Source organism: Pseudomonas sp. RHF3.3-3, assembly GCF_048069595.1.
GTDB classification, from domain to species: Bacteria; Pseudomonadota; Gammaproteobacteria; order Pseudomonadales; family Pseudomonadaceae; genus Aquipseudomonas; species Aquipseudomonas fuscovaginae_B.
Genome location: NZ_CP182250.1, coordinates 5660747 through 5676533, shown reverse-complemented (window position 1 = coordinate 5676533; position 15787 = coordinate 5660747). Strand labels below are relative to the sequence as shown.

15 protein-coding genes are annotated in these 15787 nt (G+C 65.3%); 8 read left to right on the top strand and 7 right to left on the bottom strand.

Annotated elements, in window-relative coordinates:
- Positions 1 to 391: 391 nt before the first annotated feature.
- Together ttcA and ACMGT0_RS24825 are read left to right on the top strand one after the other, a co-directional pair.
- On the top strand, positions 392 to 1216 hold the full coding sequence (gene ttcA, locus ACMGT0_RS24830; protein ID WP_017902139.1) for a tRNA 2-thiocytidine(32) synthetase TtcA: 825 nt from the start codon (positions 392 to 394) through the stop codon (positions 1214 to 1216).
- Positions 1217 to 1226: 10 nt separating this feature from the next.
- Positions 1227 to 1898, top strand: a complete 672-nt coding sequence (locus tag ACMGT0_RS24825) for a DNA-3-methyladenine glycosylase I (protein ID WP_054057136.1) — start codon at positions 1227 to 1229, stop codon at positions 1896 to 1898.
- Positions 1899 to 1919: 21 nt separating this feature from the next.
- Here the strand turns inward: ACMGT0_RS24825 and ACMGT0_RS24820 are convergent, their stop codons facing one another.
- From ACMGT0_RS24820 to arsC, 3 genes are read right to left on the bottom strand one after another with little or no spacing between them, the layout of a single operon-like run.
- Positions 1920 to 2345: a DUF2069 domain-containing protein gene (locus tag ACMGT0_RS24820; protein WP_054057137.1), complete on the bottom strand. Its 426-nt coding sequence runs from the start codon at positions 2343 to 2345 to the stop codon at positions 1920 to 1922.
- The gene (wrbA, locus tag ACMGT0_RS24815) at positions 2338 to 2943 is read right to left on the bottom strand and encodes an NAD(P)H:quinone oxidoreductase (RefSeq protein ID WP_054057138.1); all 606 of its coding nucleotides are present in this window, start codon (positions 2941 to 2943) and stop codon (positions 2338 to 2340) included. The genes ACMGT0_RS24820 and wrbA overlap by 8 nt, the downstream gene beginning before the upstream one ends.
- Positions 2940 to 3293, bottom strand: coding sequence for an arsenate reductase (glutaredoxin) (gene arsC, locus ACMGT0_RS24810; protein WP_416770217.1), 354 nt, complete (start codon positions 3291 to 3293; stop codon positions 2940 to 2942). Before arsC ends, wrbA begins: the two co-directional genes overlap by 4 nt.
- Before the next feature lie 115 nt (positions 3294 to 3408).
- On the opposite strand from arsC, the gene ACMGT0_RS24805 reads away from it, so the two are divergent.
- The gene (locus ACMGT0_RS24805; protein WP_416770215.1) at positions 3409 to 3870 is read left to right on the top strand and encodes a TlpA disulfide reductase family protein; all 462 of its coding nucleotides are present in this window, start codon (positions 3409 to 3411) and stop codon (positions 3868 to 3870) included.
- A gap of 60 nt (positions 3871 to 3930) precedes the next feature.
- On the opposite strand, the gene ACMGT0_RS24800 is transcribed toward ACMGT0_RS24805, so the two are convergent.
- The 4 genes from ACMGT0_RS24800 to ACMGT0_RS24785 form a co-directional block, all read right to left on the bottom strand.
- Entirely contained in the window at positions 3931 to 4335 is a 405-nt protein-coding gene (locus ACMGT0_RS24800; protein ID WP_054057141.1) for an META domain-containing protein, read from the bottom strand.
- Positions 4335 to 4769, bottom strand: a complete 435-nt coding sequence (locus ACMGT0_RS24795) for a hypothetical protein (protein WP_054057142.1) — start codon at positions 4767 to 4769, stop codon at positions 4335 to 4337. Before ACMGT0_RS24795 ends, ACMGT0_RS24800 begins: the two co-directional genes overlap by 1 nt.
- Before the next feature lie 97 nt (positions 4770 to 4866).
- Entirely contained in the window at positions 4867 to 5856 is a 990-nt protein-coding gene (locus ACMGT0_RS24790) for a 2-hydroxyacid dehydrogenase (RefSeq protein ID WP_054063108.1), read from the bottom strand.
- A 66-nt stretch (positions 5857 to 5922) separates the two neighbouring features.
- The gene (locus ACMGT0_RS24785) at positions 5923 to 8676 is read right to left on the bottom strand and encodes a response regulator (RefSeq protein WP_273825935.1); all 2754 of its coding nucleotides are present in this window, start codon (positions 8674 to 8676) and stop codon (positions 5923 to 5925) included.
- 240 nt (positions 8677 to 8916) lie between these two features.
- Here ACMGT0_RS24785 and ACMGT0_RS24780 point away from each other — a divergent pair, with 240 nt between their 5' ends.
- The 5 genes from ACMGT0_RS24780 to relA all read left to right on the top strand — a co-directional run bounded on the left by ACMGT0_RS24780 (position 8917) and on the right by relA (position 15745).
- On the top strand, positions 8917 to 9645 hold the full coding sequence (locus ACMGT0_RS24780) for a response regulator transcription factor (protein WP_416770212.1): 729 nt from the start codon (positions 8917 to 8919) through the stop codon (positions 9643 to 9645).
- The gene (locus tag ACMGT0_RS24775; RefSeq protein WP_054057146.1) at positions 9635 to 11047 is read left to right on the top strand and encodes a sensor histidine kinase; all 1413 of its coding nucleotides are present in this window, start codon (positions 9635 to 9637) and stop codon (positions 11045 to 11047) included. The genes ACMGT0_RS24780 and ACMGT0_RS24775 overlap by 11 nt, the downstream gene beginning before the upstream one ends.
- Before the next feature lie 81 nt (positions 11048 to 11128).
- Positions 11129 to 12031, top strand: coding sequence for a cysteine synthase CysM (gene cysM, locus ACMGT0_RS24770; protein WP_054057147.1), 903 nt, complete (start codon positions 11129 to 11131; stop codon positions 12029 to 12031).
- Positions 12031 to 13401 (top strand): 23S rRNA (uracil(1939)-C(5))-methyltransferase RlmD, encoded by a 1371-nt coding sequence (gene rlmD, locus ACMGT0_RS24765; protein ID WP_416770210.1) that lies wholly within the window; start codon positions 12031 to 12033, stop codon positions 13399 to 13401. The genes cysM and rlmD overlap by 1 nt, the downstream gene beginning before the upstream one ends.
- Before the next feature lie 103 nt (positions 13402 to 13504).
- The gene (gene relA, locus ACMGT0_RS24760; protein ID WP_416770208.1) at positions 13505 to 15745 is read left to right on the top strand and encodes a GTP diphosphokinase; all 2241 of its coding nucleotides are present in this window, start codon (positions 13505 to 13507) and stop codon (positions 15743 to 15745) included.
- Positions 15746 to 15787 lie beyond the last annotated feature (42 nt).

The following is a 15787-nucleotide window of genomic DNA, read 5'->3' as shown; positions in this document are numbered from 1 at the left end:
TCCTTTCGTTATTACCATCGCCCCCCAAACGGAGCGCCGGGACAGACGGCCAGAGTAATCGGAGGTCTGGATATGTCTGCGACCTTATGTCGCAGTATAGAAAGGGCTGGGGCCAATAAAACCGGGGTTTTAGAGCAAATCGCACTGTCGGTCGTGGCTGTAATCGCGTTGTAGCATTTGGTGAAGTACCCCAGAGGGCTTCGCGGGCAAGCCCGTACCCACGGGATCAGCGTTTCAGGGACTGCCAAGGCCTTGTGGGAGCGGGCTTGCCCGCTTGAGTGCAGCAAAAGCCCCGCCGGCAAGCCCGCATCCGTCCGCTCCACTCCCACCCCGCTCGGTTTGTGCGTAAAATAGCCGCCTTTTTCGACACACCGCGCGGATTTCAAGGGCTATGGGCACTCTTTCGGTCAATCAGAACAAACTGCAGAAACGCCTTCGCCGGCAGGCGGGCGAGGCAGTCGCCGACTTCAACATGATCGAGGACGGTGACAAGGTGATGGTCTGCCTGTCGGGTGGCAAGGACAGCTACACCATGCTCGACGTTCTGATGCACCTGCAGAAAGTGGCGCCGATCAAGTTCGACATCGTGGCCGTGAACATGGACCAGAAGCAGCCCGGCTTCCCCGAGCACGTATTGCCCGCCTACCTGAAAGAGCTGGGTGTGGAGTATCACATCGTCGAGAAGGATACCTACTCGGTGGTCAAGGAGCTGGTACCGGAAGGCAAGACCACCTGCTCGCTGTGCTCGCGCCTGCGCCGTGGCACGCTGTATACCTTCGCCGACGAGATCGGTGCGACCAAGATGGCCCTGGGGCACCACCGCGACGATATCGTCGAGACCTTCTTCCTCAACATGTTCTACAACGGTTCGCTCAAGGCCATGCCGCCCAAGCTGCTGGCCGACGATGGCCGCAACGTGGTGATCCGGCCGCTGGCGTACTGCAGCGAGAAGGACATCCAGGCCTACTCGGACTTCAAGCAATTCCCGATCATTCCATGCAACCTCTGCGGTTCCCAGGAAAACCTGCAGCGCCAGGTGGTCAAGGAAATGCTGCAGGAGTGGGAGCGCAAGAACCCCGGCCGTACCGAGAACATCTTCCGCGGCCTGCAGAATGTCAGCCCGTCGCAACTGGCCGACCGCAACCTGTTCGATTTCGCCAGCCTGCGTATCGACGAGACCGCCGCCTCGCGTTTCGTCAATGTCGTGAACCTGTAAGGGAAGCGGCATGCGCGACTACAAGTGGCTGCACGAGTACTGCCTGAACCGTTTCGGTTCGGCAGCGGCGCTGGAGGCGCAACTGCCGGTGCCCCGGACCCCGGAGCAACTGCGTGCGCTAGGCGATGATCGCTACCTGTCGCTGATCGCCCTGCGGGTGTTCCGTGCCGGGCTCAAGCACAGCCTGGTGGACGCCAAGTGGCCGGCCTTCGAGCAGGTGTTCTTCGGCTTCGATCCGGAAAAGGTGGTGCTGATGGGCGCCGAGCACCTGGAACGGCTGATGCAGGACACGCGGATCATCCGTCACCTGGGCAAGCTCAAGAGCGTGCCGCGCAATGCGCAGATGGTGTTGGACGTGGCGAAGGAGAAGGGCAGCTTCGGCAACCTGATCGCCGACTGGCCGGTGACCGAGATCACCGGTCTGTGGAAGTACCTGGCCAGGCACGGGCATCAGCTCGGCGGCCTGTCGGCACCGCGGCTGCTGCGGATGGTCGGCAAGGACACCTTCGTGCCGAGCAATGACGTGGTGGCGGCGCTCAACGCCCAGGACATCATCGACAAGGTGCCGACCAGCCTGCGCGACCTGGCGATCGTCCAGGACGCCTTCAACCAGTGGCATGCCGAGAGTGGCCGACCGATGTGCCAGTTGTCGATGATGCTGGCGTTCACCGTCAACCACTGATCCTGCTCCCACAGCGTTTCACTAAGCCGTTTGTGGCAGGCCTTCCCCGGCCAGGCGCCGGTTCAACTGGTGGCGCCAGCGCACATACAGCATCGCGCTGCAGAACACTGCCAGGCTCGCGGCCATTTCCAGTACACCGAACACCTGCCGGTTCGGGTCGAAGGCCGCCAGCGCACCCTTGATGAAGTACAGGTTCACCACATAGCAGGTGAACGAGTGACCGCGGGCACTGCCGGTCAGCATCCCCGGTACCAGGGGCAGCAGCGGGACCAGTTCGATCAGCAGGATCACCCAGGGGCGGGCGCCGTGCAGGTCGGCGAATACCAGGTAATACAGGCACAGCAGACCGATCAAACCGAAGAAGCACGCCAGGGCCAGCCAGCGGCCGAACCTGACGCGCGGTTCCAGCCACTCCTGGCTGGGCAGTACCTTGGGCTTCCTAGCCACGACCTTTCTCCAGTTGCAACGCCGTCTTCGCCAGGCGCTGGCCGAGAGCGCGGCACAGGGCGATTTCATGTTCGTCCAGCGGGCGCTTGCCATCGCTGCCGGTGTGGTGGCTGGCACCGTAGGGCGTACCGCCGCCACGGGTATCGAGCAGTGCCGATTCGCTGTAGGGCAGGCCGGTGATCAGCATGCCGTGGTGCAGCAAGGGCAGCAGCATCGACAGCAGGGTGCTTTCCTGGCCGCCGTGCAGGCTGGAGGTCGAGGTGAACACCGCACCCGGCTTGCCCACCAGGGCGCCGGTCAGCCACAGGTTGCTGGTGCCGTCGATGAAGTACTTCAGCGGCGCCGCCATGTTGCCAAAGCGGGTCGGGCTGCCCAGCGCCAGGGCCGAACAGTGCTTCAGGTCGTCGAGGCTGGCATACAGCGCGCCTTCCTCGGGGATGGCCGGCGCCACCGCCTCGCATTCGCTGGAGATCGCCGGAACGGTGCGCAGGCGTGCCTCCAGGCCGGCCTGCTCGACGCCACGGGCAATCTGCCGGGCCATTTCGCGGGTGGAGCCGTTGCGGCTGTAGAACAGCACCAGAACGTACGGCTCGCTCACGGCAGGATCTCCAGTACCTTCTCCGGCGGCCGGCCAATGATGGCCTTGTCGCCAGCGACCAGGATCGGCCGTTCCATCAGCTTCGGATGGGCGGCAATGGCGGCGATCAATTGCTCCTCGCCGAGCTGGCTGTCGGCCAGGTTCAGGCTCTGGTACTCGTCTTCGCCGCTGCGCAGCAGTTGTCGGGCGCTGATGCCGAGCTTGCCCAGCAGGCTGCGCAACTGGGGCGCGTCGAGCGGGGTTTCCAGGTAGCGCACCACGGTCGGGGCCAGGCCACGGGCTTCGAGCAGTTCCAGCGCACCACGGGATTTCGAGCAGCGCGGGTTGTGATAGAGCGTCAGATCGGTCATGTGCGGGTCGCATCTTGCCTAAGGTGGCGGGTATTCTACCTGCCTGGCGAGCGCTCCTGAACCGTACGAGGTAAATGGTCGCAGTCGATGACTCATTTGACGGGGGATTGCACACATGGCAAGGCGATTGGCAGCCGTACTGGCGATGATGGGCGCGCTGCTGCTCAGCGGTTGCGGTAATGACTACGGGGTTGACCAGCACGGCCAGAAGGTGGCGGCCGAGCGCCTGGACAAGCACTGGAAGGTGGTCAACTACTGGGCGGAATGGTGCGGCCCGTGCCGCACCGAGATTCCCGAGCTCAACGCCCTCTCCGAACAGCTCAAGGAGCAATCGGTGGGTGTGTTCGGGGTCAACTTCGACGGTTTGCAGGGCGATGACCTGGCCAAGGCGGCCGAAGCGTTGGGGATCAGGTTCACGGTGCTGGCGCAGGACCCGGCGGATTTTTTCGAGCTGCCTCGCAGCGAGGCGTTGCCGGTGACCTACATCATCGACGACAAGGGCAAGGTGCGCGAGCAACTGATGGGCGAGCAGACCGCGGCCGGTGTGCTGGCGAAACTCAAGGCGCTCAAGGGCTGAGCGCTAACCCGGCAGACGTCACGGCGCCTTGGGTGAAGGCGCCGCGCAACGGCCGGGCCGTCAGCCTTCTTCAGACCACAGGCGCAGTGGTTGGCCCTGGGCTGGCCAGAAGCGTACCTGTTCGACGGGGGAGATGTCCCAGCGCTGAACGTTTTCCAGCGCCTGCAGGAAGCGTTTCTCCTGCTCCATCAGGGCAGGGGCGCAGAGTTTGCGGGTGCTGCCGACCTTGCCGAAGCTCAGGTTGTCGCCGTCCAGGGTGTAGGGGGCGAACCAGTGGTTGCAACCGCCGCTGCCATAGGCCCGGCCGTCATCGCCAAGGGTGACGGTCAGGTGGCTGTTGTCGATCAGTGGACGTTCCCCGATCCACTCCAGCACATAGCTGTGATCCTGTTGCAGGTGCACACGGTCGCCGGCACAGCCCAACAGGCTGGTGGCCAGCATCCCCAGAATCACCGCTTGTTTCATCATATTGCCTCCTGGCATTTCGGGCAGAGGTGCTTCTCGCCCTGGGTGGTCCAGCCCAGCTCGGCGATACGGGCCGTGGCTGCGGGTTTCTGTGCCGGGGTGCCGAGCTTGGCGTCCACGGCGAATTCGAAGTCCAACTGTTTGGCGCAGCTGTCGCAATTGACCTGCCACTGGTGGATGGCCAACTCGCCGAACACCGGCCCACGGGCCATGGCGGTCCACTGCCCGGGCGGGTTGATCAGGTGCCTTACGGTTTCGACGGTCAGGCGCATGGACAGGTCACGGCTGCCCTTGAGGGTGACCAGCAGCACGTCGTCGATGCGGATCGAGCCACCGTTGCCGGTGACCTGGTAGCGACCCGGCACCAGGGCGCGGCATTCGGTCAGGGTGTGTTGCGGGTTCATCAGGCTGTAGCGGAAATCGTGTTCGACCATGGGTCCTCCAAATATGGCCGATATGCTAGCACGCAGAGGCCCGACCGATGGCAGCCGCTTGCGACCTTCGATCCGGTTGGCCGGGCTTTCCCGCCGATCAGCCCTCCACCAGGTTCTGCGGCCGGCCGGCTTGCCAGGCGGCGATGTTGTCCAGGGTGGTGGCGGCGATCGCCGCCAGGGCTTCCTGGGTCAGGAAGGCCTGGTGCGCGGTGACGATCACATTGGGAAAGGTCAGCAGCCGCGCCAGCACGTCGTCCTGCAGCGGCAGGTCGGAGCGGTCCTCGAAGAACAGTTGGGCCTCCTCCTCGTAGACGTCCAGCCCGAGGTAGCCGAGCTGGCCATCCTTGAGCGCGTCGATCAGGGCCGGCGTGTCCACCAGGCCGCCGCGCCCGGTATTGATCAGCATGGCCCCGGGCTGCAGGTGGGCGAGGCTGTCGCGGTTGATCAGGTAGCGGGTGTCGGCGGTCAGCGGGCAATGCAGGCTGATGATCCGCGACTGGGCGAGCAGTTCCGGCAGTTCCAGGTAGCGGGCGCCGAGGGCCAGGACCTCCGGGTTCGGGTAGGGGTCGTAGGCCAGCAACTGGCAGCCGAAGCCGGCCATGATCCGTGCGAAGGTCGCGCCGATCTGGCCGGTACCGACGATGCCGACGGTCTTGCCGGCGAGGTCGAAGCCGGTCAGTCCGTGCAGGCTGAAGTCGCCCTCGCGGGTACGGTTGTAGGCCCGGTGCAGGCGACGGTTGAGCGCGAGGATCAGCGCCACCGCATGTTCGGCCACGGCGTGGGGCGAGTAGGCGGGTACGCGGACCACGCTCAGGCCCAGGCGCCGGGCGGCGGTCAGGTCGACGTGGTTGTAGCCGGCCGAACGCAGCGCGATCAGGCGGGTGCCGCCGGCGGCCAGTTGTTCCAGTACCGGGGCGCTCAGGTCATCGTTGATGAAGGCGCAGACCACCTCGTGCCGCTCGGCCAGAGGCGCGGTATCCACGCTCAGGCGCGCGGCCTGGAAGTGCAGTTCGAGGCCGGCGGGCGGGGCGCTGGCCTGGAAACTGTCGCGGTCGTAGGTCTGGCTGCTGAAGAGTATTCCACGCATGACGATTTTCCTTTCGAAAGTGACCGGCAGCCTAGCGCCGCTCACCTGGGCGTGTATTGCCGTGGATCAGGCGCTGACCCGGGCCTCGATGGCCAGGCGGGCGATCGCCATGTCCAGCTCGTCCAGGGCCTGGTGGGCGTTGGCATCGTCCTGCTTGAGCAGGGTCTCGCTGCGCTGGCAGGCCGCGCGCAACTGCGGTACGCCGCAGTAGCGGGTGGCGCCATGCAGGCGATGGACGCGCTCGATCAGGCCATTGTTGTCCTGGGCCTCGCGGGCTGAACGGATCGCCTCGCGGTCGGCATCCAGCGAGGCCAGCAGCATCGCCAGCATGTCGGCGGCCAGGTCGGCCTTGCCGGCAGCCAGGCGCAGGCCTTCTTCCGGGTCGAGCACCAGCAGCTCGGCAGCGTTGCTGCCGGCGTCGCCGCCACGTTCCTGGCTCTGGTTGCGCAGGGCCAGACCGGTCCATTTCAGCACCACCTGGGCCAGTTGGCGTTCGCTGATGGGCTTGGTCAGGTAGTCGTCCATGCCGCTTTGCAACAACGCCCGCTTTTCGTTGGCCATGGCGTGGGCGGTCAGGGCGACGATGGGCAGCGCGGCGCTTTGCCGTTCGTTTTCCCACTGGCGAATCGCCTCGGTCGCTTGCCGACCGTCCATGCCGGGCATCTGCACGTCCATCAGGATCAGGTCGAAACTGGCCTGCTGTACCGCATCGATCGCCGCGTAGCCGCTATCGACCGCCAGCACCTCGGCGCCCATGTCTTCGAGCAGGGTCTGCACCAGCAGCAGGTTGGCCGGGTTGTCGTCCACGCACAGCACCCGTGGCGCCCGGCTGCCAAGCGGTTCGCTGGGCTCCAGGCGTGCCGGGCGCGGGGCGATCAGGTCCGACAGAGCCCGACGCAGCTTGCGGGTGCAGGCCGGTTTGGCCTGGAGCTGGTTGTGCGGGTTGGGCACCGAGAGATGGAACAGGGTCTGTTCGGTGGTCGGGCACAACACCAGCACCCGGCAGCCGAGGTGTTCCAGGTCCCAGATGTGCTGGTTCAGCCGCTCTGGCGGCATGTCCTGGGCCGTGACGCCGAGGACTGCGAGGTCGATGGCCTGTTCGGTCTGGTGGGTGCCGGTGACGCCGTTGGCCAGGCCCGGCAGGCTGTTGAACGGAATCACTTCCAGGCCGCAGTCCTCCAGTTGGTGCTGCAAGGCCTGGCGCGCCAGTTCGTGGTGTTCCAGCACGGCGACGCGTCGACCGAGCAGCGGCGCGGCGGGCAGGTCCTCGATATCGTCGCGGGTCTTGGGCAGGCTCAGGCTGATCCAGAACTCGGAGCCTTCGCCCGGCGTGCTGTCGACGCCGATCTCGCCGCCCATCTGCTCGATCAGGCGCTTGGAGATCACCAGGCCAAGGCCGGTGCCGCCGGGTTGCCGGGACAGCGAGTTGTCGGCCTGGCTGAAGGCCTGGAACAGCGCCCGCACATCCTGGCTCGACAGGCCGATGCCGGTGTCCTGCACGCTGATGCGCAGTTGCACGCTGTCCTCGTGTTCCTCTTCGAGCATGGCCCGGGCGACGATGGTGCCTTCGCGGGTGAACTTGATGGCGTTGCTCACCAGGTTGGTGAGGATCTGCTTGAGTCGCAGCGGGTCGCCGATCAATGACAACGGGGTGTCGCGATAGACCAGGCTGACCAGTTCCAGCTGTTTGGCATGGGCCGCCGGGGCGAGGATGGTCAGGGTATCCTGCAGCAGGTCGCGCAGGTTGAACGGAATGCTGTCGAGCACCAGCTTGCCGGCTTCGATTTTCGAGAAGTCGAGGATCTCGTTGATGATGCCCAGCAGGCTGTCGGCGGACTTTTCGATGGTGCTCAGGTAATCCAGCTGGCGCGGCGTCAGCTCGCTTTTCTGCAGCAGGTGGGTGAAGCCGAGGATGCCGTTGAGCGGGGTGCGGATCTCGTGGCTCATGTTGGCGAGGAATTCGGACTTTATCCGGCTGGCTTCCAGGGCTTCCTTGCGTGCCAGGTCGAGTTCGATGTTCTGGATCTCGATGGTTTCCAGGTTCTGGCGCACGTCCTCGGTGGCCTGGTCGATGCTGTGCTGCAACTCTTCCTGGGCGTTCTGCAGGGTCTCGGCCATGCGGTTGATACCCGAGGCCAACTGGTCCAGTTCCTGGCTGCCGAGCGCCGGCAGGCGGGTTTCCAGGTTGCCATCCTTGAGTTGCGCGACGGCCTGCCGGATTTTGCTGATCGGGGCATTGATGGTGCGGCTCATGCGCAGGGCCAGCAGCGCGGTACCGAGCAGGCCGGTGGCGATCAGCAGCAGGCTGGCGAACAGGCTGCGGTAGCCGCGCAGCAGCATGCCGTTGTGCGACAGCTCCAGCTCGACCCAGCCCAGCAGCCGGTCGGCCTCGTCGGGGACCGGTTCGCCGGCCATGCTGCGATGCCGTCCGAACACCGGCAGCAGGTAGCGGGTGGCATCGTTGCCGCTGCGTTGCAGCATGTGGCTGCTGTTGCCGGTGGGCGGCTGGTTGAGCATGCTCGGGCCGGCATGGGCCAGTTGCTCGCGATTGGCGCCGAGGAATGACACCGCGCGTACATCGGTCTGCTCCAGGGCCTGGGCGGCGACCCGCTCCAACTGTTCGCTGTCGTTGCGGCTCAGAGCCGGGGCCACCAGCGGGGCCAACTGTTCGGCGATCATTTCGCCACGCTGCAGCAGCTGGCTTTGCAGTTCCGATTGCTGCAACCAGGTGAAATACCCGCCCAGCACCAGCGCCATCAGCGTGGTCGGCAGCAGGGTGAGCAGGAGGACTCGGCCTTTGATGCCCAGGTTCTTAAGCACGCAATACTCTCCATCAGATACGGCGTTTGGCAGACACGGCGATCTTCTATTTCCGGCGAGCGCTTCCTGCGCCCGCTCCACCTGCGCAGTGTAGCCATATGAGGTGGCGGAAATCTCGCAAAGTTCGCCGGGCCGTCCATGCCTGCGGGAGCGGCATCTGACGGCCGGGCGCCGTCGCCGGCTTGTCGCGGCGGCGGCAATCTTGAATAATTGGTTATTGAGAATTGTTTGCAGACACTAATGAATCCCGTACCTGTTGGCCAGCCGAGTATTCTGGCGATCGAAGATGACACCGTGCTCGGGGCCTACGTGCACGAGCAACTGGGCCGCTGCGGCTTCGAGGTGACCTGGTGCCGCAACGGCCAGGACGGCCTGGAGCTGGCGCGCAATCAGGTCTTCGACGTGGTGTTGATGGACATCCTGCTGCCAGGCATGGATGGCCTCGAAGTACTGACGCATCTGCGTCGCAGTCATTCGCTGCCGGTGATCCTGATGTCCGCCCTCGGTGCCGAGGCGGACCGCATCAGCGGTTTTCGCCTGGGCGCCGACGACTACCTGCCCAAGCCGTTCAGCATGGCGGAGTTGCGGGTGCGGATCGAGGCCATCCTGCGCCGGGTCGCCCTGGAGCGGCGCCCCATGCCCCTGCCGGTGGCGCTACCGCGTGAGGCCGGGCATGCCCTGCGTTTCGACGATGAACTCTGCGATGTGCACTTCGGCGCGCAATGGGCGGGCCTCACCCGCAGCGAGTACCGTCTGCTGGAGACCCTGCACCGTCATGGCGACGAGGTACTGAGCAAGGCCTTCCTTTATCAACATGTCCTGCAGCGTGGCTATGCGACCCACGACCGCAGCCTGGACATGCATGTCAGCCAGATTCGCCGCAAGCTCAAGGCGGTCGGCTACACCGAGCGCGAGCTGCGCACGGTCTGGGGCAAGGGCTACGTGTTGAGCGCCGGCGATGAGGTGTAGGCTGCCCGGGCGACATTCGCTGTTCTGGAAGCTGGCCCTGCTGCTGGTCGCGTTCTGTCTGCTGATGATCTGGCTGAGCTGGTACTGGGGCCGCTACATGGAGCAGCAGAACGCCTACCTGTCCGAGGAGGCACGCACCACGCTCAAGGGTTATGCCTTCGCCGCCGGGCAGGCCTGGGAGGCCGACGGGCAGGCGGGGGTCGACCGCTGGCTGCAGGAACTGCGCGAGCATGAGTCGACCTGGAGCGGGGTCATCGGCGGCGACCTGCAGTCGTTGTCCTCGCAGCCCCTGCTCTGGAGCGAAAGCCAGCGCCTGACCTTCCTGCGTGGGCTGGACTGGCCGGTGAGCCGTCATGTGGTCGGGTTGCCCTGGCTGAAGGTTCCCTTCCCGCAGAATCCGGAGGCCGGCAGCCTGGTGATGGAGTTGCCACAGCGCTTCATGCCCGGGCGCTACCAGTGGTTCTGGCGCCTGGTCACCAATGGGCTGATTCCGGGGCTGTTCACGCTGTTGTTGTGTGTCGGCCTGTACCGCCTGCTGATCCAGCCGTTGAACCACCTGCGGGCCCAGGCCAATGCCTGGCGTGCCGATCAGTTGGGCACCCGCTTGTCGTCGCGTACCACCAGCCGCCAGGACGAGCTGGGCGAACTGGGGCGGGCATTCGACCAGATGTCCGAGCGCCTGCAAACCACCGTGGGCCTGCAGCAGCAACTGTTGCGCGACCTCTCCCATGAAATGCGCACCCCCCTCAGTCGCCTGCGTGTCTGCTGTGATGGCGAGGAGAGCCTGGATGAGCTGCGCAGGCGCCTGGCCCGTGAAGTCGACGGCATGCAGCGGCTGGTGGAGGACACCCTGCAACTGGCCTGGCTCGATACCGAGCGGGCGCCCCTGCACAAGGAGGACATCCAGCTCCAGGCCCTCTGGGAAATGCTCGTGGAGGATGCCTGTTATGAAAGCGGTTGGCCCTCGACGCGTCTGCACTGCGCGCTGGATGCCTCGTGCTGGGTGCGTGGCCACCTCAACAGCCTGGCCCAGGCCCTGGAGAACATTCTGCGCAATGCGATCCGCCATTCGCCGCCGGGCGGTATCATCCGTCTCGACGGGCGCCGCGAAGGTCCGTACTGGGTCGTGTGGCTGGAGGACCAGGGCGGTGGCGTGGCCGAGCAGGACCTGGAGCGGATCTTCGCACCGTTCACCCGCCTTGACGGTTCGCGCCCCGGAGACGGCGGCTTCGGCCTCGGCCTGAGTATCGCGCGCAATGCCGTGCAGCGTCAGGGCGGCTCGGTCTGGGCACAGAACACTGCGCAGGGGCTGCGCCTGAATGTACGGCTGCTGGCCTGCATGCCTGCGGATGCGGGCAGCGCCCTCGGCATTCTCGAAGCGGCTTATAGCCAGAAGCCATAAGCATCGCACTTTGCGTGATATGGGCCGCAGGCGTTTGCCGGTATGATAGGCGCCCCCCGCAGTCTGGATTGCGAATACGCCATGACCTTGCAGTATCCAACTATCGCCGATTGCATCGGCAACACGCCCCTGGTTCGTCTGCAACGCCTGCCTGGAAATACCAGCAATACCCTCCTGCTCAAGCTTGAAGGGAACAATCCAGCAGGCTCCGTGAAGGACCGTCCGGCCCTGTCGATGATCACCCGCGCCGAATTGCGTGGGCAGATCCAGCCCGGCGACACACTGATCGAGGCGACCTCGGGCAACACCGGGATCGCCCTGGCCATGGCCGCGGCGATCAAGGGCTACAGGATGATCCTGATCATGCCCGACAACTCCACGGCCGAGCGCAAGGCGGCGATGACCGCCTATGGCGCCGAGCTGATCCTGGTCAGCCGAGAGGAGGGCATGGAAGGTGCCCGCGACCTCGCCGAGCGGATGCAGGCCGAAGGCCGCGGCAAGGTGCTCGACCAGTTCGCCAACGGCGACAACCCCGAGGCTCACTACACCGGCACCGGTCCGGAAATCTGGCGGCAGACCCAGGGCACCATCACCCACTTCGTCAGTTCCATGGGCACCACCGGCACCATCATGGGCGTATCGCGCTACCTGAAGGAGCAGAATCCCGGCGTGCAGATCGTCGGCCTGCAGCCGATGGAAGGTGCCACGATCCCGGGCATCCGTCGTTGGCCCCATGAGTACCTGCCCCGGATTTTCCAATCCGAGCGGGTCGACCGCATCGTCGACATGGGCCAGGAGGAAGCGGAAGACGTCATGCGTCGTCTGGCCCGTGAGGAAGGCGTATTCTGTGGCGTGTCCTCGGGCGGTGCGGTGGCGGCCATGCTGCGCCTGTCGCGCGAGGTCGAGAACGCGGTGATGGTCGCGATCATCTGTGACCGCGGCGACCGCTACCTGTCGACCGGCATCTACGATTCTCCCAACTGATGGCCAGACAGCACAAAGGCCTGCGCTTCCAGCCGACTGGCGGCAGCCGGGCCCCGCAAGTGCCCGTGGGCAAGAAACAGCGGCTGACGATCGAGCGGCTGGCCAATGACGGCCGCGGCATCGCCTTTATCGAGGGGCGTACCTGGTTCGTCGCCGGCGCCCTGGCCGGCGAGGAAGTCGAGGCGCGGGTATTGGGCGCCCATGGCAGGGTCGTCGAGGCGCGCAGCGAGCGCCTGCTGCTCGCCAGCGACCAGCGCCGCACGGCGCCCTGCGCCCATGCCGGGCGCTGCGGTGGTTGCAGTATTCAGCACATGCCCCATGCAGACCAGTTGGCGCTCAAGCAGCGCCTGCTCGCCGAGCAGCTGTCGCGGGTAGCTGGTGTCGAGCCGGAGGAATGGGCGGCGCCGCTGAGCGGTCCCGAGTTCGGCTATCGCCGGCGGGCCCGGGTGGCGGTGCGCTGGGATGCCCGGGCCAGGCAACTGGAGGTCGGCTTTCGTGCGGCGTCCAGCCAGGACATCGTCGCCATCGACGACTGCCCGGTGCTGGTCGCGGCCCTGCAGCCGCTCATGAACGGTCTGCCGGCGATGCTCCGGCGCCTGGGCAAACCCCAGTCGCTGGGGCATGTCGAACTGTTCAGCGGTTCGGCGGTGGCGCTGTTGCTGCGGCACATGTCGCCGCTGTCGGCCGATGACCTGCAGATCCTGCGCGACTTCTGCGAACGGCATGGCGCACAGCTCTGGCTGCAGGGCGAAGACGCTCCGCAGCCGGTGGACGCCTCGCTGCCGCTGGGCTATCGCCTGGAACGGTGGAACCTGGAACTGGCCTATCGGCCGGGGGATTTCGTCCAGGTCAACGCCGGGGTCAACGAGGCGATGGTGGCCCAGGCGCTCGACTGGCTGCAGCCGGCGCCCGATGAGCGGGTGCTGGACCTGTTTTGCGGCCTGGGCAACTTCGCCCTGCCACTGGCCCGCCAGGTGCGCGAGGTGGTGGCGGTGGAGGGCGTGCAGACCATGGTCGAGCGGGCTGCCGCCAATGCCGCTGCGAACAATCTGCATAACGCGAGCTTTTTTCAGGCCGATTTATCCCAGCCTCTGAATGATGCCGGTTGGGCCAAAGCAGGCTTTTCTGCGGTACTCTTGGACCCACCACGCGACGGTGCCTTCGAGATGGTCGGCAAGCTTGCCGGATTGGGTGCCAGGCGTCTGGTGTATGTGTCGTGCAACCCCGCGACTCTGGCGCGCGACACGGTCGAATTGATCAAGCAGGGCTACCGGTTAAAACGTGCCGGGATCCTCGATATGTTTCCGCAGACAGCGCATGTCGAGGCCATGGCGTTATTTGAAACGAGCCAGGATGCTCGTCTAGTCTGACTGGCCGTCCCCGCACTCCGACCAGCCCTGCCGGAGTGCAGGGGACAATGTACGGCCAGCGATTCTGACGCATTGAATCTGCGTCGTAGGGAAGGTAAGCAAGATGGTACAGGTGAGAGCACACCAGCCGATCAACACCGACGGCAGTATCAATCTCGAGGCATGGCTCGACCATACGGTGAGCGTCGATCCGGCGCTGGACCGCGAAGCATTGAAGGAGGCCTGCGAGTACGCACGGCTTGCCGAACAGCAGACCCTGCCGACCCAGGATGCATGGGCCGAAGGGGGCAGTTTCAGTACCGGGCTCGAGATCGCCGATATCCTCGCCGACCTCAAGCTCGACCAGGATTCGCTGGTCGCCGCCGTTCTGTACCGTGGCGTGCGCCAGGGGCAGATCCTGTTGCCGGCGGTCAGCCAGAAATTCGGCCCGGTGGTGGCCAAGCTGATCGATGGCGTGCTGCGCATGGCGGCCATCAGTGCCAGCCTCAGCCCGCGCCAGTCCCAGGTCATGGGTACCCAGGTGCAGGTGGAGAACCTGCGCAAGATGCTCGTGGCGATGGTCGACGACGTGCGTGTCGCGCTGATCAAGCTGGCCGAGCGGACCTGCGCCATCCGGGCGGTGAAGACCGCCGACGAGGAGAAGCGCAACCGCGTGGCCCGCGAGGTGTTCGACATCTACGCGCCGCTGGCCCATCGTCTGGGTATCGGGCATATCAAGTGGGAGCTGGAGGACCTGTCCTTCCGTTACCTGGAGCCCGACCAGTACAAGCAGATCGCCAAGCTGCTGCACGAGCGGCGGCTCGATCGCGAGCGTTTCATCAGCGAGGTGATGTGCCAGCTGGAAAACGAACTGCTGGCGACCGGCGTCAAGGCCGACATCAGCGGCCGGGCCAAGCACATCTATTCGATCTGGCGCAAAATGCAGCGCAAGGGTCTGGAGTTCAGCCAGATCTACGACGTGCGCGCGGTTCGTGTGCTGGTGCCGGAAATGCGCGACTGCTACACCGCGCTGGGGATCGTCCACACCCTGTGGCGGCATATCCCCAAGGAATTCGACGACTACATCGCCAACCCCAAGGAAAACGGCTATCGCTCGCTGCACACCGCGGTGATCGGGCCGGAAGGCAAGGTGCTGGAAGTGCAGATCCGCACCCACGCCATGCACGAGGAGGCGGAACTCGGCGTCTGCGCCCACTGGAAATACAAGGGCACCGACGTCAAGTCCGGCTCCAACCACTATGAAGAGAAGATCTCCTGGTTGCGCCAGGTGCTGGAATGGCACGAGGAACTGGGGGACATCGGTGGCCTGGCGGAGCAGTTGCGGGTCGATATCGAGCCGGACCGGGTCTATGTCTTCACCCCGGACGGGCATGCGATCGACCTGCCCAAGGGCGCCACGCCGCTGGACTTCGCCTACCGCGTGCACACCGAGATCGGCCACAACTGCCGGGGCGCGAAGATCAACGGGCGCATCGTGCCGCTCAACTACAGCCTGCAGACCGGCGAGCAGGTGGAGATCATCACCAGCAAGCACGGCACGCCGAGCCGCGACTGGCTGAACTCGAACCTGGGCTACGTGACCACCTCGCGGGCGCGGGCGAAGATCGTCCACTGGTTCAAGCTGCAGGCGCGTGACCAGAACGTCGCGGCCGGCAAGACCTTGCTCGAACGCGAGCTGACGCGCCTGGACCTGCCCCAGGTGGACTTCGACAAGCTGGCCGACAAGGCCAACATGAAGACCGCCGAGGACATGTTCGCCGCCCTCGGCGCCGGCGACCTGCGCCTGGCGCAACTGGTCAACACCGCGCAGCAACTGGTCGAGCCCGAGCGTGGCAACGAGCAGTTGGAACTGATCCCGCGCAAGTCCGCCGGGTACAAGCCGGGCAAGCGCGGCGACATTCAGATCCAGGGCGTCGGCAACCTGATGACCCAGATGGCCGGCTGCTGCCAGCCGCTGCCGGGCGATGCCATCGTCGGCTACATCACCCAGGGCCGCGGGGTGAGCATTCACCGCCAGGACTGCGCCTCGGTGCTGCAACTGAGCTCGCGCGAGCCGGAGCGGATCATCCAGGTCAGCTGGGGGCCGGTGCCGGTATCGACCTATCCGGTGGATATCATGATCCGCGCCTACGACCGTTCCGGTCTGCTGCGTGACGTGTCCCAGGTGTTGCTCAACGAGCGGATCAACGTGCTGGCGGTCAACACCCGCTCGAACAAGGAGGACAACACCGCGTTGATGTCCCTGACCATCGAGATCCCGGGGCTGGACGCGTTGGGGCGGTTGCTGGGGCGGATTTCCCAACTACCCAACATCATCGAAACCCGGCGCAACCGCACGACTTGAGCTGCTGCGCTCGGTCCGGCTTCGTTGGAACCTGGACGAAAA